This is a genomic window from Pantoea sp. SGAir0183 (genome assembly GCF_043545505.1).
Genome location: NZ_CP028053.1, coordinates 535,235 through 555,352, shown reverse-complemented (window position 1 = coordinate 555,352; position 20,118 = coordinate 535,235). Strand labels below are relative to the sequence as shown.

The 20,118-nt window shown below is 54.3% G+C and carries 17 protein-coding genes; 9 read left to right on the top strand and 8 right to left on the bottom strand.

The genetic code is table 11. The annotated features are described in order from the left end of the window. Nucleotides 1-60: 60 nt before the first annotated feature. Nucleotides 61-606: a ribosome biogenesis factor YjgA gene (gene yjgA / locus C1N59_RS02665; RefSeq protein WP_033740015.1), complete on the top strand. Its 546-nt coding sequence runs from the start codon at nucleotides 61-63 to the stop codon at nucleotides 604-606. Between the two features lie 84 nt (nucleotides 607-690). On the opposite strand, the gene mpl is transcribed toward yjgA, so the two are convergent. Continuing rightward, entirely contained in the window at nucleotides 691-2,046 is a 1,356-nt protein-coding gene (gene mpl / locus C1N59_RS02660) for a UDP-N-acetylmuramate:L-alanyl-gamma-D-glutamyl-meso-diaminopimelate ligase (protein ID WP_033740016.1), read from the bottom strand. A 167-nt stretch (nucleotides 2,047-2,213) separates the two neighbouring features. On the opposite strand from mpl, the gene fbp reads away from it, so the two are divergent. Then, nucleotides 2,214-3,221 carry a class 1 fructose-bisphosphatase gene (fbp, locus tag C1N59_RS02655; RefSeq protein WP_006118345.1) on the top strand — a complete coding sequence of 336 codons (1,008 nt, stop codon included), beginning with the start codon at nucleotides 2,214-2,216 and terminating at the stop codon, nucleotides 3,219-3,221. Between the two features lie 36 nt (nucleotides 3,222-3,257). Here the strand turns inward: fbp and C1N59_RS02650 are convergent, their stop codons facing one another. Further along, nucleotides 3,258-4,817, bottom strand: a complete 1,560-nt coding sequence (locus C1N59_RS02650) for a methyl-accepting chemotaxis protein (RefSeq protein WP_054633026.1) — start codon at nucleotides 4,815-4,817, stop codon at nucleotides 3,258-3,260. A 177-nt stretch (nucleotides 4,818-4,994) separates the two neighbouring features. On the opposite strand from C1N59_RS02650, the gene C1N59_RS02645 reads away from it, so the two are divergent. The 3 genes from C1N59_RS02645 to ppa all read left to right on the top strand — a co-directional run bounded on the left by C1N59_RS02645 (nucleotide 4,995) and on the right by ppa (nucleotide 6,544). Next, nucleotides 4,995-5,405: a lysozyme inhibitor LprI family protein gene (locus tag C1N59_RS02645; RefSeq protein WP_058708628.1), complete on the top strand. Its 411-nt coding sequence runs from the start codon at nucleotides 4,995-4,997 to the stop codon at nucleotides 5,403-5,405. 58 nt (nucleotides 5,406-5,463) lie between these two features. Beyond that, nucleotides 5,464-5,913 (top strand): DUF441 domain-containing protein, encoded by a 450-nt coding sequence (locus C1N59_RS02640; RefSeq protein WP_039341815.1) that lies wholly within the window; start codon nucleotides 5,464-5,466, stop codon nucleotides 5,911-5,913. A 100-nt stretch (nucleotides 5,914-6,013) separates the two neighbouring features. Next, nucleotides 6,014-6,544, top strand: coding sequence for an inorganic diphosphatase (gene ppa, locus C1N59_RS02635; protein ID WP_006118350.1), 531 nt, complete (start codon nucleotides 6,014-6,016; stop codon nucleotides 6,542-6,544). A 73-nt stretch (nucleotides 6,545-6,617) separates the two neighbouring features. Here ppa and C1N59_RS02630 read toward each other — a convergent pair whose 3' ends face one another. From C1N59_RS02630 to C1N59_RS02620, 3 genes are read right to left on the bottom strand one after another with little or no spacing between them, the layout of a single operon-like run. Further along, nucleotides 6,618-6,971 (bottom strand): gamma-glutamylcyclotransferase family protein, encoded by a 354-nt coding sequence (locus C1N59_RS02630; RefSeq protein ID WP_006118351.1) that lies wholly within the window; start codon nucleotides 6,969-6,971, stop codon nucleotides 6,618-6,620. Nucleotides 6,972-6,973: 2 nt separating this feature from the next. After that, the gene (locus C1N59_RS02625; RefSeq protein WP_054686986.1) at nucleotides 6,974-10,741 is read right to left on the bottom strand and encodes an autotransporter assembly complex protein TamB; all 3,768 of its coding nucleotides are present in this window, start codon (nucleotides 10,739-10,741) and stop codon (nucleotides 6,974-6,976) included. Further along, nucleotides 10,738-12,453 carry an autotransporter assembly complex protein TamA gene (locus tag C1N59_RS02620; RefSeq protein ID WP_172677636.1) on the bottom strand — a complete coding sequence of 572 codons (1,716 nt, stop codon included), beginning with the start codon at nucleotides 12,451-12,453 and terminating at the stop codon, nucleotides 10,738-10,740. The genes C1N59_RS02625 and C1N59_RS02620 overlap by 4 nt, the downstream gene beginning before the upstream one ends. 513 nt (nucleotides 12,454-12,966) lie before the next feature. On the opposite strand from C1N59_RS02620, the gene C1N59_RS02615 reads away from it, so the two are divergent. Continuing rightward, on the top strand, nucleotides 12,967-14,286 hold the full coding sequence (locus C1N59_RS02615) for a hemolysin family protein (RefSeq protein WP_033740022.1): 1,320 nt from the start codon (nucleotides 12,967-12,969) through the stop codon (nucleotides 14,284-14,286). Nucleotides 14,287-14,319: 33 nt separating this feature from the next. Here the strand turns inward: C1N59_RS02615 and C1N59_RS02610 are convergent, their stop codons facing one another. Then, nucleotides 14,320-14,526 carry a DUF1107 domain-containing protein gene (locus C1N59_RS02610; protein ID WP_003855513.1) on the bottom strand — a complete coding sequence of 69 codons (207 nt, stop codon included), beginning with the start codon at nucleotides 14,524-14,526 and terminating at the stop codon, nucleotides 14,320-14,322. Nucleotides 14,527-14,836: 310 nt separating this feature from the next. Between C1N59_RS02610 and C1N59_RS02605 the strand changes: the two genes are divergently transcribed. After that, complete coding sequence (locus tag C1N59_RS02605; RefSeq protein ID WP_054686984.1) at nucleotides 14,837-15,400, top strand: YtfJ family protein; 564 nt, start codon at nucleotides 14,837-14,839, stop codon at nucleotides 15,398-15,400. A gap of 37 nt (nucleotides 15,401-15,437) precedes the next feature. Here the strand turns inward: C1N59_RS02605 and cysQ are convergent, their stop codons facing one another. Next, the gene (gene cysQ, locus C1N59_RS02600) at nucleotides 15,438-16,181 is read right to left on the bottom strand and encodes a 3'(2'),5'-bisphosphate nucleotidase CysQ (protein WP_054686982.1); all 744 of its coding nucleotides are present in this window, start codon (nucleotides 16,179-16,181) and stop codon (nucleotides 15,438-15,440) included. 294 nt (nucleotides 16,182-16,475) lie between these two features. Here cysQ and C1N59_RS02595 point away from each other — a divergent pair, with 294 nt between their 5' ends. Further along, nucleotides 16,476-18,416 (top strand): bifunctional 2',3'-cyclic-nucleotide 2'-phosphodiesterase/3'-nucleotidase, encoded by a 1,941-nt coding sequence (locus tag C1N59_RS02595; protein ID WP_394550261.1) that lies wholly within the window; start codon nucleotides 16,476-16,478, stop codon nucleotides 18,414-18,416. Nucleotides 18,417-18,450: 34 nt separating this feature from the next. Here the strand turns inward: C1N59_RS02595 and fklB are convergent, their stop codons facing one another. Next, entirely contained in the window at nucleotides 18,451-19,071 is a 621-nt protein-coding gene (fklB, locus tag C1N59_RS02590) for an FKBP-type peptidyl-prolyl cis-trans isomerase (RefSeq protein WP_006118358.1), read from the bottom strand. 220 nt (nucleotides 19,072-19,291) lie between these two features. On the opposite strand from fklB, the gene C1N59_RS02585 reads away from it, so the two are divergent. After that, complete coding sequence (locus C1N59_RS02585) at nucleotides 19,292-19,957, top strand: OapA family protein (RefSeq protein WP_155550062.1); 666 nt, start codon at nucleotides 19,292-19,294, stop codon at nucleotides 19,955-19,957. The last annotated feature ends 161 nt before the right edge of the window (nucleotides 19,958-20,118 follow it).

Genomic DNA, 20,118 nt, shown 5'->3' with positions numbered 1-20,118 from the left:
AACAATTTCGCAGTCACCCGATAAACTGGTAGGATTAGCCTCTTTTTTTTGGAGCCAGATATGACTAAGCAGCCTGAAGAGTGGCTCGATGATGTGCCCGATAATCACGAAGAAGAAGATGAAGAGATTATTTGGGTTAGTAAGAGCGAAATCAAACGCGATGCTGAAGAGCTGAAACGCCTGGGGGCCGAACTGGTCGACCTGGGGAAAAACTCGCTGGATAAAATTCCGCTGGATGAGCGTTTGCGTACCGAGATTGAACTGGCGCAGCGTATTAAGAAAGAAGGCCGCCGCCGTCAGTTACAGTTAATTGGTAAGCTGCTGCGCAGCATCGACGTTGAACCGATTCGTACCGCACTGGATAAGCTTAAAAACCGCCATAACCAGCAGGTTGCGCTGTTTCACAAGCTGGAAATGCTGCGCGATCGCCTGATTGAAGAAGGCGATGAGGCGATGACCGACGTGCTTGCCCTTTATCCTCAGGCCGATCGTCAGCAACTGCGTAGCATGATTCGTAATGCACAGAAGGAAAAAGCGGGTAACAAACCGCCAAAATCTGCCCGTCAGATTTTTCAGTACCTGCGCGAATTAGCAGAAGCCGTCTGACCCTGGCGGTGATGTGCGGCTGAGCAGTGCCCAGCCGCAGGGTTTTCTCTCCCCTCGTTCGGGGAGAAAAGGATCGGCTACCGGTTAACGAGCCAGACGATCCAGCAGCTTCTGATGAATCCCACCAAAGCCCCCGTTGCTCATTACCAGGATGGAATCGCCCGGCTGCGCCGTTTTGGCGATCGTTTCTACCAGCGCATCAATATCCGCGCTGCAGTGCGCAGGCTGCATGCAGGCTTCTGCGACATCCGCGACCTGCCAGGGAATATGGCTCGGCTGGAACAGAAACACTTCGTCGGCACGCGCCAGTGACGGGGCAAGTTCATTTTTATTCACGCCCATTTTCATGGTGTTTGAACGCGGTTCGAGCACGGCCAGGATACGCGCCGTCCCGCCCACTTTGCTGCGCAGCGCGCTCAGCGTGGCAAGAATCGCGGTCGGATGATGGGCAAAATCATCATAGATCTTGATGCCGTTGACCTCGCCGCGCAGTTCCAGACGACGACGGGCATTGATAAAGCTGTCCAGTGCCTGGCTGGCATCCTCGGGTTTCACGCCAACATGACGGGCTGCCGCAATGGCCATTAAACCATTGTGCATGTTGTGTTCGCCGACCAGTGCCCAGTTCACTTCACCCACTTTGTTGCCGTCCAGCCAGACTTCCCAGTGTGAGGCGTCAGGCGTCAGTTTTTTCGCCTGCCAGTGACCGCCGTCGCCGACATGTTCCTGCTCGCTCCAGCAGCCCATCGCCATTACCTGCTTCAGGTTATGATCGTGCTCCGGCAGCAGGATCTTCCCCTGGCCCGGCACGATGCGCACCAGGTGATGGAACTGTTTCTGGATCGCCCGCAGATCATCAAAAATATCCGCATGATCGAATTCCAGGTTATTCAGAATCAGCGTACGTGGGCAGTAATGAACGAATTTAGAGCGCTTATCGAAAAACGCGCAGTCATATTCGTCAGCCTCAATCACAAAGAATGGGCTTTTTCCTAATTTTGCTGAAACATCGAAGTTGCCGGGTACACCGCCGATAATAAAGCCCGGTTCCAGACCACACGCCTCCAGAATCCACGCTGCCATGCCTGCCGTCGTGGTTTTACCGTGCGTGCCGGCCACGGCCAGCACCCACCGGTCACGCAGCACGAAATCATGCAGCCATTGGGGACCTGAAAGGTAGGGAATGTTGCGTTCCAGAACCGCTTCCACACAGGGATTACCGCGCGTCATGGCATTGCCGATGATGACCAGGTCTGGTTGAGGATCAAGCTGACTGGCGTCATAACCCTCTGTTAATTCAATACCTTGCTGTTCCAGCAGGGTGCTCATCGGCGGATAAACATTGGCATCTGAGCCTGTCACCTGATGGCCAAGGGAGCGTGCCAGCATCGCCAGCCCGCCCATAAACGTGCCACATATCCCGAGGATGTGAATGCGCATAAAAACGTCCATAACTCAAAAGTTCGGCGCACAGTGTAACCTCGGTTGCGAGCGGAAGAAACGGATTAGGACTATGGTTTTTGAAGTTCAATCGGCTAAACTGCGTACGCATCCGTCGGCAGTGAAGTATGCCGCTGCCACTCCATCGATGATTCAGGGAATGTGTTATGAAAACGTTGGGCGAATTTATCGTCGAGAAGCAACACGACTTTCCGCACGCTACAGGTGAACTGACGGCGCTTATCTCAGCGATTAAGCTGGGTGCCAAAATTATCCACCGCGATATTAACAAAGCCGGTTTAGTGGATATCCTGGGGGCCAGCGGCGTCGAGAATGTTCAGGGTGAACAGCAGATGAAACTGGATCTGTTCGCCAACGAAAAACTCAAAGCCGCACTGAAAGCGCGCGGTATCGTTGCCGGTATCGCTTCTGAAGAAGAGGACGAGTTTGTCATCTTTGAGGGCGAGGAAAACGGCAAGTACGTGGTCTTGATGGATCCGCTGGATGGATCATCAAACATCGACGTTAACGTCTCTGTCGGCACCATTTTCTCAATCTATCGTCGCGTCAGTGAACCCGGCACACCGGTCGTCGAAGCGGACTTCATGCAGCCGGGCAACAAACAGGTCGCGGCCGGTTATGTGGTTTACGGTTCGTCTACCATGATGGTTTACACCACCGGTTGTGGTGTACACGCGTTTACCTACGATCCGTCACTGGGCGTGTTCTGCCTCAGTCACGAACGGATGACGTATCCGGAAGTGGGCTACACCTATTCCATTAACGAAGGTAACTACATTCGTTTCCCGCAGGGCGTGAAAAAATACCTGAAATTTTGTCAGGAAGAGGATGTGGCAACGCACCGTCCTTACACCTCACGCTACATCGGTTCACTGGTGGCGGATTTCCATCGTAACCTGCTGAAAGGCGGTATCTACCTTTACCCCAGCACGGCCAGCCATCCGAAGGGTAAACTGCGCCTGCTGTATGAGTGCAACCCCATGGCCTTCCTGGCCGAGCAGGCGGGCGGTAAAGCCAGCGACGGGCAAAACCGTATTCTGGATATTCCCCCCGTAACGCTGCATCAGCGCTGCCCGTTCTACTGTGGCAACACCGCCATGGTGGATGACGTAGAGCGCTTCCTGGCAGAGTTCCCGGAGTGTCGTCAGGGCTAAACATAAAGGGCGCGGGTGTCGCGCCCTTATTTTGTCTTATGCCTGCTGAAGCCGGAACAGCGCCATAGCAGCCTGCAACTGCTCTGACTGCGCCTCCAGTGAATGCGTGGCGGCGGTGGCCTGCTCCACCAGCGCTGCGTTCTGCTGCGCCGCTTCATCCATCTGCGTCACCGCATGGTTGACCTGATCGATGCCCCGACTTTGCTCTTCTGAAGCCATCGAAATCTCTTTCATCAGTGCCGTCACGCGCATGACTTCACCCGCGATGTCATCCATGGTTTCGCCTGCACGCGTGGCCATTTCACTGCCCTCTTTCACCCGCGTCTGTGAATCGCTGATCAGCGTGCGAATCTCTTTCGCCGCGCTGGCACTGCGCTGCGCCAGGGTGCGCACCTCATTCGCGACGACGGCGAAACCGCGCCCCTGTTCACCGGCACGTGCCGCTTCCACGGCGGCGTTTAACGCCAGAATGTTGGTCTGGAAGGCAATGCCGTCGATCACGCTCAGAATATCGCCGATGCGATTGGCGCTCTCGGTGATCTCACGCATTTTTTCCATCACGTAGTTCACCACTTCCGCCCCGCGATCGGCACTGTCAGAAACGGCATTCGCCAACTGGTGAGCCTGCTGCGCGTTACTGGCGTTCAGACGAACCGTTGCGGTCAACTGTTCCATACTGGCCGCCGTTTGCTCCAGCGACGCGGCGGATTCTTCGGTACGTTGAGAAAGGTGAACGTTGCCCGCCGCCAGCTCGCGGCTGCCGCTGTCGATTTTCAGCCCGGCCTCACGCACCTTATTCACCGAGTCACGCAGAGCCTGCTGCATGCCCGCCAGCGCATTGTTAAGACGACCCAGTTCGTTGTTGCCCGCCAGCGGCAACGGTTGAGACAGATCGCCCGCCGCCACCTGCTCAAGGTGAATAATCGCCTTGTTCAACGGCGTCAGTAACATGCGGCGCAGCAGCACCCAGGCCAGTACCAGCAGCAGCACGGAGAGCCCCACCGCCACGGCGATCAGCACTTTCATCATGATTTCATTGCGCTGAGCTTCAACTAACTGTGCCTGGGTAATTTCGTCGGCTTTCGCGCCAAAGGTCTCAACCGCTTTGGTGTACTTCGCGGATAAAGGCTCCAGTTTACCTTCCAGCAGTTGGTAATATTCATCGTTATACTGCTTGTCGAGCGCCTTCATCATCGGCAGGATGCCCTGATCAAGGTAATCCTTATAGCTTGATGCAATGGCATCAGCCATGATTTTGCCTTCCGCCGTCACGGTTCCGGCATCCACAAAACGTTTTAAATTGCGCTGAGAGGACTCGACATCGGCCTGCGCCGTTTTGGTGACCTGCGCGCCCTCATCCAGTAAACCAATCTCAATCTTGCGTACTGCAAGCGCGGCACTGGCACGCGCACGCATTAAATCGGCGTTACTGCGATACAGACTGTTTAACTCAATCCCCTGAATGCGGTTAATTACATCCAGCGAGCGGTTGCCCTTGTTGATTGCCACAATGCCCATCACACTCACCGCCAACAACAGCAGTGTCATGAATGCCAGCAACGCCAGCAACCCCGTGCGTAGTGATAACTGTTTCATCTTGATCGTTTCCGTATGAATAGTAAAAGGCGAAATAATTTCGACAACCCTTAAACGGAGAAAGTATCGGCATCGGGATTCGCAAACTTTAACGCCTGTGAATGATTAATCCCGTGCTTGCCGCTAACCTGTTAATGAAATTGAAGGTATTTTGTTAAGGAAACAAAGGGGAAATCGATGAAAAAAAGGGTAATGTTGATAGCGCTCTTGAGTTGTAAGCTTGCAGTGGCTGAGCAGTCCACCATTGATGTCACGTTAAATCAATGCCTTAATCAAGCCGATACCACGCTGGCCTTGATGCAATGTCAGGATACGGCAACCCAGCAATGGGACGCGGAAATGAACGCGCAGTACAGTGCATTGATGAAAAAATTAAGCGGAGAACCCAGAGAGAAACTGCGTATCGCCCAGCGCGCCTGGCTGCGTTACCGGGAAGCCTGGTTAGCGGTGAGCCGCAGCCAACTCAACACGCAGGGCACTCTCGGCCCCGTTGCGCTGGCCACCCAGAGCACCGCGCTGGTCCGCAATCAAACTCTACAGCTGCAATCTTTAGCCACTGGCAGTTGCGCGAACCCCGACGATTGTTGATTAATGTAACCCTTTAAAGTCAGTCATAACTGTCTTCATTCATTTTCAGGGAAAAACTATGGTTGCTTACGCCTCCACGCTGATCTTGATCTGCCTTGCTGTACTGAGTTACTTCGTCCATAACACCGCCGTGACCCTGTCCATTCTGATCCTGCTGATCATCAAAATGACACCGCTGTCGCAATTCTTTCCTTATGTGGAAAAACAGGGCATTACAGTGGGCATTATTATCCTTACCGTAGCCGTAATGGCCCCGCTGGCCAGTGGTTCGCTGCCTGCGTCATCCCTGCTGAAATCCTTTGCCAACTGGCAGTCGATTGTCGCGATTTTGGTAGGCATTTTCGTGGCCTGGTTGGGCGGGCGCGGCGTGAGTTTTATGAGTGTACAGCCTTCCGTCATTGGCGGATTGCTGATAGGAACAGTAATCGGCGTGGCGTTTTTCCGTGGCGTTCCGGTAGGGCCACTGATTGCTGCGGGCATTGTATCCCTGTTTGTCACGGCCAAATAGCGTTGAGGAGCATTCTGAAACGCCAAAAAGGGGGCGTACTTTCACAGTCAGTTGGCTATAATAGCCGACACTCAACATACGACGACTGAAGGAATACCCGATGAGTTTGAACCAGGTGCCAGCAGGTAAAGACCTGCCAGAAGATATCTACGTAATTATTGAGATCCCGGCGAATGCCGATCCGATCAAATATGAAGTTGATAAAGATTCTGGAGCCCTGTTTGTGGATCGCTTTATGTCTACGGCAATGTTCTATCCATGCAACTATGGTTACATCAACAATACGCTGTCGCTGGATGGTGACCCGGTAGACGTACTGGTTCCAACACCGTACCCACTGGAGCCCGGCTCAGTGATCCGCTGCCGTCCGGTTGGCGTGTTAAAAATGACCGACGAGTCTGGCGAAGATGCCAAACTGGTTGCTGTCCCGCACACCAAACTCACTAAAGAGTACGATCACATCAAAGATGTGAACGACCTGCCAGAACTGCTGCGTGCGCAGATCACCCACTTCTTTGAGCACTACAAAGATCTGGAAAAAGGCAAATGGGTTAAGGTTGACGGCTGGGATAACGCCGAAGCAGCCAAAGCCGAGATCGTCTCGTCTTTTGAGCGTGCGGCGAAGAAGTAATTCTGCCCGGCTAACGCAGGTTTACCTGAGGTAAACCGTTAAAAAACACCGTCCAACTGGACGGTGTTTTTATTCAGACTTCCGACGCCTCATCACGCTTCAGCCAGTCTCCACTCTGGATACGCTGGCGACCCGCGACCGAACGCTGATAGACATAAAGCCACGCACTACCAAACGGCGTCTGAATCAGATGGCGTTTGTACTCACCACCTTTGGTCCGAAGCGCATCTAACTCGGCGAGAATAGAGGCATCAATTCGGTAGACTTCGCAATATACCGTTCCTTCGCCCGTGATCACGCCAGGATAGTGACCCAGACTGTAGAGTTCATAACCCTCAATCTGGTGATCACCCAACCATTGCGCATGTGTCATCCAGTGACTGTTTCCCTGTTTGCGCCGTAAACTGCCATAGACAATTATTCGCATTACTAAAACTCAAACTGATAGAGCAAATCAAGAGCCTGATCCACACCGGACACGGCTTCCAAATAGAGTTTGGGCATCAGTCGGTAACGTAAGGTTAACGTTGCCAGTGAATCAAAGATGCCAACCCCGTATTTTACTTGTAGACCCGGCAACACATAGCCACTGACCTGTACCTGCTGACTGTCGCCAACGCCGGTCGTATCAAGGGCAAGATTACTGACACCGAATGTCTCGCCGATTTTACCCACAACCTGCCCACTTTGTGCAACCCCTAAGCCGACTAACGCTGACGTTAACGCGTTACTGTCGCCGTCGCTATTCAGTCCCTGACCGCGTAACAGGTAAGAAAGGGCCTCCTGCTGTGACATCGCCGGATCGGAGAACACTTCCACTTTCGGTTCATCCGCCAGCCCCGTAACGCGCAATCCTGCCGTTACGCCATCCTCGGTCGCATCCGGATTACGAATCGCTTCCAGGTTGAGATAAGGCTGGTCTGGCGGGCCCGCAAACTGCAGCTCGCCTTTACGCACGATCAAGTCCTGACCGTAAGCATGGAAACGGCCGGATGGAATATTGATCTGTCCGTTGAGTCCCAGTCCTGATTTATCCTGGACCATTTTCAGATCGCCATTCAGACGGGCTTTCAGTCCAAAGGCCGACAGACGCACGTCGTTTCCAACATGAATGGTCAGGTTACTGTTAATCGGTATTGAGGCCGTTTTAGGCGCAATCGGTTTAAGGTTTTTATCCAGCATAACTTCATCAGACGATACGCCGACTGCGCTCTCAGGAACCTCCTGTACCGTGATACGTGCCCAGGGAATATCGACGCGCCCGTCAAGATTAAAGGCGGCTGGCGTGGCTTCAAATACCACATCCGGCGACACATCCATGCGCACCATTGGCGGCACCGTGACACGGACCCGGCTGCCTTTGGCGGCTACGCGCGCACGCCAGTTATCCAGTTGGCTCCAGTCCGCATCGCCGCTCAGGTTGATATTGCCCTGTGCGGTCTGTAGCAGGCCATTCAGCGTCGAACTCATGCCGTTAAACACCATGTTCAGACTGGCACTGGTCAGATCCACCGGCATGAAGTTGCCTTTCACATTCACATCTTTCAGACCCAGTTGCCCAAAAAGCTGCGGCTGCTGCACTGTGCCGCCCAGGCGCAGATCGCTGTTCAGCAGGCCTTTGATGCTCTCGCCCTGCATTAAGGCGGGATTGATCATCGCCAGCGAGATATTGCGGATATTCACATTGCCACCCAGCTCACGGCGCTGTTGCGGATCGGTAATCTGCACATTGCCATCCAGTTGGCCGTTATTGACGAGGCGAATCAGCCAGTCGAGCTGTGCACGTCCGTCCCGCAGTGCCGCATTGACATTAATTGTGTTAAACGCGATGGGCAGCGTATTGCCCTGCACATCCTGCGCGACTTTCACATTATTACTCTTCAGCGCCAGCGTCCCGACGGGCAGTTTGCCATCCGCCGTCCAGTTAACGCGGGCATCACCGCTGAACACGCCGCTCAGTTGGGTCTGGTCAGTCAGGAAGGGTTTTAGCATCGCCAGATCGAAGCGGTTTAATACCACATGAGCGTGACCGCTGGGGCCGGCTTCAATCGGTTCTGGCACACAAAGCTGCGCGTTGGGGTTTTGCCAGCAGTGCGGGCCGATTGACGCAGTCTGCTTCTGATTAACATAGTCGATCGCCATAGCGCGCGTCAGACGCCATTCCCCGGCGGGCGTATTAAAACGCGTATTGTTCAGGCTGCCTTTCCATGTCTCCGTCTGGCGGTCAAAGCTACCGTTCAGCGCGAGCTGACCCGATACCGGCTCGCCCTGCACGTTAAGTTTAAGCTGATGCTGCTTTTCGTCGCCATCAGCATTGAGCGTCAACAGATTAATGTTAAGCGCATCCTGCTTCAGTTGTTCAACGCGCAACTGCAGCTTACCGGCGATCTGGTCGCTGGAGCGTACATCGCTTTTCAGCGTTACGCGCCGGACCAGCAGTTGCTGCCAACGTAAGCCAGTGGCCGTCAGATCCGCCAGCAGCTGAGGGGCTTTCAGCGATCCGCGGGCTTTGATATCCCCTTTGACCACACCGCCCAGCCCCGGCAATGCGTTATCAAGATGGGGGGCATCCACGTTGGCATCCAGGTTCAGCGTTTCGCCCAGACTGCCTTTGATATCCAGATGATTGCGGCCCAGCGCAATCTTAATACCCGGAATATCCCACTGGTTGTAGCTGTTGCCCCGTAATGTTCCGTCCGCACTGACCGCGTTCTGTTTGACGTTACCCTTCAACATCAGTTGCGGCACACTCAGCTGCCAGCTGCCGCCATACAGGCTGCCGCGCGTAGTGATTTTACCCTCCAGTCTGGCTGGCCAGTCCGGATACTGGCGGGCGGTATTGATGCCCGCCAGCGTCAGTTCACTGCGCCAGCTGATGGCTTTGCTCCAGTCCACCAGCGCCGTCAGATCGATAGTGCCCTGTAACGCTGCCACACGCAGCTTGTCCAAGCTGAACTGTTCACTATTCCCTTTACCGTCCAGCGTAATCGTGGCAGGCGGCACCGCTTCGCCTTTCACCGCCGTGCGCAGCGACATCACGTAGTCGGTCGCCTTGCCTTTGAACTGATAGTCGAGATTGTCCGCCTGGTACTGAACCGCTCCGGTGAGCGGCCAGCGCAGTTGCGGACTGGTCAGGGTTAATGCCAGCGGAAGACCGGCAACAGCAGGCTGAGCGCGGGCATCCAGCTGCGCCCTGACCGGGCCAGAGAGGTTGAGCGCCAGCTTCAGCTCGTCACGCATCGCGCCCTGTAAGGTCAGACTCAGCTTTTCCCCTTTAACCGGATCAACATTCACATCGCCATTCAGGGCAAAATCAACGGGCCAGTTGTCTGCGAGCGTGGCCTGGCCGCTGCCGTTGAGCCTGCCGAGGTTTGAGTCCACGTCCAGCGTTTGCAGTTGTATATGGCGGTCAAGCGTTTTGGCCTTCACACGCAGCTGATTCACAACGATATCGGTATCGCCGGTAATGCGCAGTTGTTCGCCCACGATGTCCTGAACATCGATATCCAGCGGTAACTGGAAGTCCGGCAGTGTCGGTAGCAGGGGTTTGGCAAACATCGCCTGCAGCGTTTCGCCCAGCGGCTTCTCGTTTGGCTGCGGCTGCTGTACTTTCGGATCGACCACCTGTTCCTTCGCGACCGCTGCCGCTTTAGGCAGCGCAATTAACAGGCTTTGAATGTGGGTAGGATTCAGCGTTAACGCCCGCGCCTGCCAGTGTAAGCCGGTGGAAAAATCCACCAGCGAAATCGCGGTATCATCGACTTTCACACTGATGTTATGCAGCCCGACGTGGCGCAGGCTGATGGGGTACGGCGTACTGAGATTGGTCGCGCTGTTATCGTCTTCGGGTGCCGCCGCCGACGGCGTCATCTTTTTACTGTCAACGACCACACTGATATCTTTTAGCGTCAGGTCATCGACGCAGACCGACGAGTGCAGCAGGCAATTGAGATTTAATGCCAGATGGATATTGCCCGCGTTAACGCTGACGCCCGGCATGTCGTAACGCAGACCGCTGATCGTAAGATTACGCCAGCCGCCATCCACTTTGTTGATGGATAATCCCGGTACCCAGCGCGACGCGCCGTTTAACACTAAATGCAGGCCCGGCGTCGTACCAATCAAAAATGTCACGCCAGCCAACAACAAGACCAAAAAAATCAGAAAGCCAGTCAGGACCTTTTTCCAGCGCTTCATAGTTCAGGCCCCAATCCTACGTAAAATTGCAAACCGTGCTCCTCCCTGTCGCCAATGGGACGCGCAATATCAAACTTAATGGGCCCCACAGGCGATGCCCAGCGCACGCCGATACCGGCACCGGTTTTAATATCGCTTTGGCTGATGTCATTGACGGCCTCACCGGCGTCAACAAACACCGCGCCCCACCATTTTCCGCTGACGTTGTACTGGTATTCCAGTGAACCGGTGGCCATTTTTGAGGCTCCGGTCAGTTTGCCATCACTGTCACGCGGCGAGACGTTTTTGTACTTATAGCCGCGAATACTGCGGTCCCCCCCGGCGAAGAAGCGCAGATCCGGCGGCACCTTATCGAAGTCGTTGGTTTCAATCCATCCCACCGTGCCGCGTGCAATAAAGCGGTTCTTTTCGCCCAGCGTACGAATCCAGACGTTTTGCGCCTGCAGGATCAGGAAATCGACATCCGATCCCCAGGTGGTATCGGACACATCGACAGAATAACGCTGCGAGTCGCCCCAGGTCGGCATCAGGCCACCGCGTGAGCGCGTGCGGTTCAGACTGACGCCGGGATAAAGCAACATCGTGGTATTGGTGACATTCCCTTGGGTAAAGTGGTCAAGGCTCCAGCGCAGATTGACGGCCCTTTGCCAGCCACTGCTGCTGTCCCAGTTACGCGATACTGCCAGCGTGCTGGTATCCGCTTTGGTGTCGTTCAGATCGGTGCGTTTGAGCCCGCCTGAAAAAGTGTAGTACTGCTCCAGCGGGCTTTTGAGTAACGGAACTTTGTAGCTGAGATCCACCTGCTGCTCAGGCGCAGAAATATAGGCACTGGCCATCATGCTGTGGCCACGGTCGTTAACCCAGGGCTTTCTCCAGGTGCCTTTCAGGCGCGGCCCGACATCCGTCGAATACCCGACACCGGCTTCAACAATATTTTTTGCCCGAGGGGAAACGGCCGCATTTAACGGCAGGACTTTGGTTTTGCGTCCCTCTTTAAATTCCGGCGCGACGACCACCGACTGGAACCACCCCGTCGCCGACAGGCGGCGATTCAGTTCAGCCAAATCACGGGAACTGTAATAGTCGCCCTTTTTAAACGGCACCAGATTTTGCAAATAGGCGTCACGGATCTGTGAGCCCTGGAAGGTGACATCGCCGAAGCGGTAACGCGGTCCGCTATTGTAGTCGATATCCCAAAAGGCTTCGTGGCGCGCCACGGAAACGCCTAACTGACTTTTTTCAAATTCGCCATCGAAATAGCCGTTGCGCAGCGCCAGGTTGGTAAAGCCACTTTTGAATTTATCGTACTGACCATGATTAAGGATTGTGCCAACTTTAGGGCGGCCCTGGGCGATCCAGTTTTTATAGTCCGCATCGTTTTTCGCCTGACCGGTGACAATGATCGTACTACCGGCAATCTTTACCGGCTGGCCAGGCGTCACGCGCGCGATGAGCACCGGACGGCCACCTTGCGCAGGGGCAGGGCGTGATTCAAAGTCGATATCAGGCTCATAGTAGCCGAGCGCGCGAAGCCCTTCTTTGATAGCGGCCGATACGCGCGCGCGGAAACGGCCATCGTTGGTGACTTCGTCGCTGCTGATGGTCGACAGGCGTGCCCTGACGTTTTTTTGCAGTTCGCCGGTCAGCCCTTCAAGCTGTAGTCGAACCGGTGCCGCCCCAAAGGCGGGCGCGACGAGCAATAAGCCCGCCATGCAATAAACATAAAATCGTGGCACCTGTACTCCTGTCTCTCATGCCCGCCCCATTCCGCAGGGCGCGTGTTAATCCTTGTTGCCGTCACAATCGCAACGGCAACTTACTCATCATAGCCGCACTTTTTGCCAAAGGGCAGTCTGTAACGCGTTCTAAGTCAAATTGCGCATTATTGTCGGTAAAACGGACGCACGATACAACGACCTTGTTGTCCAGACAGGCCGCACGCCAGTAGACCGCTCTCCTGCATTACACATGCATCCTGAGCTGAAAACCTCATTATAAGCCACTGTTTGCCCTCTGGCGGCGGCCTCCTCGCTGCTGCTATAATCACCCACCGCAGGCATCCCGCCTGTCTTCATTTCTGCCCCTTTCCCCTTACAACCTTGTCGAACGGGCGCAGACATTTTTGGCACGGATAGCTCCTCTGCGTCGTACGTACAGGGAATAAGCGCCTCAACCGCACGCTGCCCAGGCCAAAAATGACAAGTGGATAACTCTTTGGATTACTTATGCTTGATAGCTTACTTGTCATTCTGCTACTGATCGTAATCAGTGCTTTTTTTTCTCTCTCCGAAATCTCGCTGGCTGCCGCCCGCAAGATTAAGCTGAAACTGCTGGCTGACGAAGGCAACGTTAACGCTCAGCGGGTATTGAAGATGCAGGAAACGCCCGGCATGTTCTTCACCGTGGTGCAAATTGGCCTGAACGCCGTCGCTATTTTGGGTGGTATCGTCGGTGATGCGGCCTTTTCCCCGGCATTTTCCGCCCTCTTCAATCGCTTTATGTCTCACGAACTGGCCGAACAGCTCAGTTTTATCTGCTCATTCACCATCGTCACCAGCCTGTTTATTCTGTTCGCCGACTTAACCCCAAAACGGGTAGGCATGATCGCGCCAGAAACCATTGCCCTGCGGATTATCAATCCCATGCGCTTTTGTTTACTGGTTATGCGGCCGCTGGTCTGGCTGTTTAACGGCCTGGCCAACGTCTTTTTTCGCGTCTTTAAGCTGCCGATGGTACGCAAAGACGATATCACGTCCGACGATATTTACGCGGTTGTGGAAGCCGGTGCGCTGGCTGGCGTGCTGCGTAAGCAGGAACACGAACTGATTGAGAACGTGTTTGAGCTGGAATCACGCACCGTGCCCTCCTCCATGACGTCACGTGAAAATATCGTCTGGTTTGATCTGCACGAAGACGAAGTCAGCCTGAAAACAAAAATCGCTGAACATCCTCACTCGAAATTCCTGGTCTGTAATGGGGATATCGACCACATCGTTGGCTATGTCGATTCGAAAGAGCTGCTGCTGCGCGTGCTGGGCAATCAGAGCATGGCGCTGAACAGCGGCGTGCAGATTCGTTCCGCGCTGATTGTTCCGGATACCCTGACGTTGTCTGAGGCGCTGGAAAGCTTTAAAACGGCGGGCGACGACTTCGCGGTCATCATGAACGAATATGCGCTGGTGGTCGGTATCATTACGCTGAATGATGTGATGACGACGCTGATGGGCGACCTGGTGGGTCAGGGCATGGAAGAACAGATTGTTGCGCGCGATGAAAACTCCTGGCTGGTGGAAGGCGGGACGCCGATTGATGATGTTATGCGCGTGCTGGATATCGATGATTTTCCGCAGTCGGGTAACTACGAAACGATTGGCGGCTTTATGATGTATATGCTGCGTAAAATCCCGAAACGTACCGACTTTGTGAAATTTGCGGGCTACAAGTTTGAAGTGGTCGATATCGACAGTTACCGCATTGATCAGCTGCTGGTGACACGGATTGATGAACGACCGCCGATGCTGAACGTGACGAAAAGCGAAGAATAGAAACACTCAGGGCGCCATCGGCGCCCTGTTTTTTTAGTTAAACTCTAGCTTGAGACGAACGACCTGGCGGTTAATTTCTGACATCACGCTCAGGTGCTGTTTGTCTTTGACCCGGGGGATCAGGACTTTACCTTTATCAAACTCAAACGCGCCCACATCCTTGATGTACAACCTTCCTTTAAACAGCGTTTTAACATATTTTGCTATCTGTAGCGGATTATAGCGCTGGAAGATTTTCATACTTCTTAACTCCTTAATTTTTAAGCACGCTTCACCGTTGCCAAATTCGGTACGGGTCCATGAAACGCGAATGCGAGATAAACTATAGAACACTCTGCTTACTTCGCACGACCAGAAATAACTTTTTTTACCGTGCTGACAGAACATTACAGAATACTCTGTTATTTACTTTTCACTATTCAGTATAAACCTTCGTTCGTTACAGAATTGTGTGGTTGATAACAAAGCTGACAGCTTTTTGAGACAGCCGCATCATCCCTGCTTACTATTACAGTTGGATGACTAACTGGTCTGATCACTGGAGAAAATAATGAGGCGTATCACTCTGGCCGCACTGGCCTTGTCACTGCTGCTTCCTGTAAGTGCGTTGGCCCATAATCTTGAGACGGGAAAACGCGTGCCGCCCGTGGGCGTCAATGACAAAGGCGAGTTGATCCTGGCGCAGGAAAAATTCAGCTATAAAGACTGGAACAGCGCGCAACTGAACGGAAAAGTACGTGTCATACAGCACATTGCAGGCCGCTCATCGGCTAAAGAGATGAATGCAGCGTTGGTTGAGGCCATCAAGTCAGCGAAACTGCCGCACGATCGCTATCAGACCACGACTATCGTGAACACCGATGATGCCATTCCCGGCACCAGCCTGTTTGTTCGCAGCAGCATTCAGAGTAATAAAAAGCAGTATCCGTGGTCGCAGTTTATCGTCGACAGCAAGGGCAATGTGCAGCACGCCTGGCAGTTGCAGCAAGGCGGATCGGCCATTGTGGTGCTGGATAAAAACGGTCAGGTGAAATATGTCAAAGACGGGGCACTGACGCAGCAGGAAGTCAAAGAAGTCATTACGTTGTTAAAAACGCTGTTAAAAGCACCCTGACAGGTGAAGTCGGGAGGCGAGTGCCTCCCGTATGACGTCAGAACAGCGATACACGGAAGCCCGGATTCAGGAAAGATTCACGCGGCGCATAATCCAGCGTTCTTCCCTGCCAGTCGTGCACGTGGGCACCTGCCGCGACAGCAACGGCATGACCCGCGCCGGTATCCCAGATATTGGTGGGTCCAAAGCGGGGATAAAGCTGGGCCTTACCTTCAGCGACCAGGCAAAACTTTAACGATGAGCCGGTTGCCACCGTCTGATGTTCCCCTAGCTGCTTCAGGTACTCTTTCATCTCATCATCATCGTTGTGGGAACGACTCACCACCACCAGCGGTGGACGTGCATCCAGAACGTGAATCGGCTGCTTTTCTCCGCCCTCTTCCTTCCAGGCTTTACCTTCTGCTGCCGAGTACATCACGCCCAGCGCAGGCGCGTACACCACGCCCATGATCGGTTTGCCCTGCTCGATCAGCGCAATATTGACCGTAAACTCACCATTGCGTTTGATAAACTCTTTGGTGCCGTCAAGCGGATCCACCAGCCAGTAGCGCTGCCAGTGCTGACGGACTTCCCAACCGGGCGGATCTTCCTCTGACAACACCGGAATATCCGGTGTCAGCCGTTTCAGGCCCTTCACAATCACATCATGCGCGGCCAGATCGGCTGCTGTGACGGGCGAATCGTCTGCTTTATGCGAAACATCAGCGGGAACCGAACCGTTATAGACCTGCATAATCGCGTCGCCTGCCTCACGCGCCAGTTGGCTTATTTGCTCTAACATTTGTCACCTCATGTATGCGAATGCTACGCGTTAACTGTTATGCCTGTTGGGGTACATTTTAGCAGCTTCATGCTCGCCCCTGGTTTCAGGTAAACATTTTGAATCCTTTTTCAGCTATATCAACACAATAGCCCACAATGGCAAAGACCTCTTTTCACGCTGACCTCTGCACTGATGTGACTGAAGCAGCACCAGTCAGGCTCAAAACGTTATTTGCATCACGTTTTAATCTGCCCTTTCATCAGCCTTTTACATTACTTTTGTAGCCTTGATCTTTTAACGTTGGGAGTGAACATGGTTAAGGCGGGAATGATGTTACTGGCACTGAGCGTTTCAGTTGCAGCACAGGGAGCCACCGTGGATTTACGCGTGCTGGAAACGACCGATCTGCACAGCAATATGATGGACTTCGACTATTACAAAGATACGCCCACAGAAAAATATGGTCTGGTGCGCACTGCGTCCCTGATCCATGCCGCGCGTCAGGAAGTCACGAACAGCGTGCTGGTGGACAATGGCGATCTGATCCAGGGTAGCCCGTTAGGCGACTATATGGCTGCGAAAGGGCTCAAACAGGGTGAAGTCCATCCCGTCTATAAGGCGATGAATACGCTGGATTACAGCGCGGGCACGCTGGGCAATCATGAATTCAATTATGGTCTGCCCTATCTGCAAAAAGCCCTGGCGGGCGCGCATTTTCCTTACGTCAATGCCAACGTTATCGATCTGAAGAGCGGTAAGCCGCTGTTTACGCCTTATCTGATTAAACCCACCACAGTGACCGATCGCGACGGCAACCCGCAGACGGTGAACATCGGCTATATCGGCTTTGTCCCGCCGCAGATTATGGTGTGGGATAAAGGCAACCTGCAGGGCAAAGTGCGGGTGGACGATATTACAGAAACCGCCCGGCGCTACGTGCCCGAAATGCGCGCTAAAGGAGCGGACGTGGTTGTCGTATTAGCCCATTCAGGGTTAAGCAGCGAGCCGTATCAGGCGATGGCAGAAAACTCGGTTTATTACCTCAGCGAAGTTCCGGGCATCAGTGCCATTATGTTTGGTCATGCGCATGCCGTATTCCCGGGGAAAGAGTTTGCGGGGATCAAAGGTGCAGACATTGAGAAAGGAACATTAAACGGTGTGCCTGCGGTCATGCCCGGCATGTGGGGCGATCATCTTGGTGTGGTGGATCTGGTGCTGAGCAAGGAAGGCGATCACTGGCAGGTGACAAGCGGTACCGCGCAGGCGCGTCCGATCTACGATATCGCGCATAAAACTGCGCTGGCTGCTGAAGATCCTGCACTGGTTAAGGTTCTGAAAGACGATCATGATGCTACCCGCACCTTTGTCGCCCAGCCTATCGGAAAATCTGCGGATGTGATGTACAGCTATCTGTCGCTGGTGCAGGACGATCCTACCGTGCAAATTGTGAATAACGCCCAGCGCGCCTATGTCGAGCATTTTATCCAGGGCGATCCCGATCTGGCGCACTTGCCGGTACTGTCTGCCGCCGCGCCGTTTAAAGCCGGGGGACGTAAAAACGATCCTGCCAGCTATGTGGAAGTTGAGAAAGGCAACCTGACCTTCCGCAACGCAGCCGATCTCTATCTGTATCCGAATACGCTGGTGGTGATGAAAGTCAGCGGCGAGCAGGTGAAAGACTGGCTGGAGTGCTCTGCGGGTCAGTTTAACCAAATCGATCCGACCAGTCGCCGCACGCAGCCGCTGATCAACTGGAATTTCCGCACCTATAACTTCGATGTGATTGACGGCGTGAGCTATCAGATTGATGTTACACAACCCGCCCGTTACGACGAAGAGTGCAACCTGATCCATCCGAACGCGTCACGCATTAAAGATCTTCGCTGGCAGGGAAAACCCATCGATCTTAAGGCGACCTTCCTGGTGGCAACCAATAACTACCGGGCCTACGCGGGCAAGTTTGCCGGAACGGGCGACAAATACATTGCCTTTGCCTCGCCTGATGAAAACCGCGCGATTCTGGCGGCGTATATCAGTGCCGAAACCAAAAAGCACGGTGAAGTGCGCCCACAGGCGGATAATAACTGGCGACTGGCTGCAATATCTGCCGCGCAGCCTCTTGATATTCGCTTTGAAACCGCACCCGGCGATAAAGCCACACACTTTATTCAGCAGCATGCGCAATATCCCATGAAGGCGACAGGGAATGACGAGACGGGATTCGCTCTCTGGCAGGTAAACTTACAGCAGTAGAGGGGTAAGGGCGGCATCGCACCGCCCTTTATCCTTACAGGATTTCCAGCAGCTCAACTTCAAAAATCAGGGTGCTGAATGGTGGGATGGACGCGCCCGCTCCACGCTCGCCGTAGGCGAGGTTGTGGGGAATCACCAGTTCCCACTTTGAGCCAACCGGCATCAGCGTCAGCGCTTCGATCCAGCCCGCAATCACGCCGGTGACCGGGAATTCCGCCGGCTCGCCACGTGCAACAGAGCTGTCAAACACCGTGCCGTCGATCAGTTTACCGGTGTAATGCACGCGTACGCGGTCCTGGCGCGAAGGTATCGGGCCCTCGCCCTGCGTAATCACGCTGAACTGTAAACCTGACTCGGTGCTGCTGACGCCTTCACGCTGAGCATGGTCCTGCAGGAAAGCCTGGCCTTCTGCGGCCATGGCTTCCACGCGCTCACGACGCACGCTTTCCGCACGCTCATGTACTTCACGCAGGGCGCGATGTACCACATCGACAGGCACCGCAGGTGAGTTCCCTTCCAGCGCGTCGCGCAGGCCCGCGAGCAGTGCTTCTGGCTGCAGCCCCTGCAGACCAGATTCCAGCAGCTGCTGGCCAACCTGTAAACCAATACCGTAACTTGCTTGTGCTTCGACGCTGTCGAAAGAAGGGGTAGTCATCTTCGTTCCTTTCACTCTCGGATATAGTAAGACGGGCAGCATAACAGCGCAGGCCGCTGGCGTAAAATCCGCAGCGCTACAGATGACTTTTGTCGGCGAAAGAGAAACAATACGCAGGTCAAATTTACCAATGCTGGCAGGCACTTCGCGTCCACATTGCCCATACTGTATAAGTGACAAGTTCCCCCTTGTCAGTGGCACTATAAGAAAGAGAGAGAATATGGGCCAGATAGCCCCTCGTCGCCGCAGGACGCATGCACTGCGTATTTTAACCCGGTTACAGAACTTACTGCCGCAACGAACGCGGTCGCAAGGTGCCGGAGCGGAGGAACCCGATATGACTTCAGACGTCCCGTCTCGCCTGCCCAGCTGGCTGTATCGCCTCTGGCATTTTACAGACGATATTCGCTGGATGGACCCGCTCCCGGCTTTCCACCGTCGGGGGATCGTCATTGCCGTCATCATACTGCTGCTGGCCTTTCTCTGGCCCTCCAGTACGCCGCAGTATCCGGTCGAACGGCCTGTGACACCTTCGGCCGAAAAAGACGTGCCGATGCAGGCGGATATCTACGATAACAAACCGTCTCGCTCCTCTGCACAATCCGAACCGAAGGCGGACACGCAGGGTGACTGGCACAGCTATCAGATTGCCGCCGGACAAACGCTGGCACAGCTGTTCCGCGACAATAATCTGCCGGTCAATGATGTGTTTGCCATGGCACGCGTTGAGGGCAACGATCAGCCGCTCAGTACGCTGAAGCAGGGGCAGCAGGTGAAGATCCGTCGGGATGCGAATGGCGTCGTTACAGGCTTAACGCTGGAAGGCGCTAACGGTCCTGTCCTGTTTACCCGCCAGCCGGACGGCAGCTTTTTACGTGTAGAATAAGTCCTCCCCGGTGGCGGTCCGTCACCGGTTGCGCCCTTCATGGCCGTCATTTTATTTGCCCGCCCGGTTTCCGGGCAGACCAACCGCAACGCAAGCGGATAGCCGCTTCAGCACAGATGACGGAGCGTGGTCGCTGATGTCGCGTCGTCACCCTGATGCGC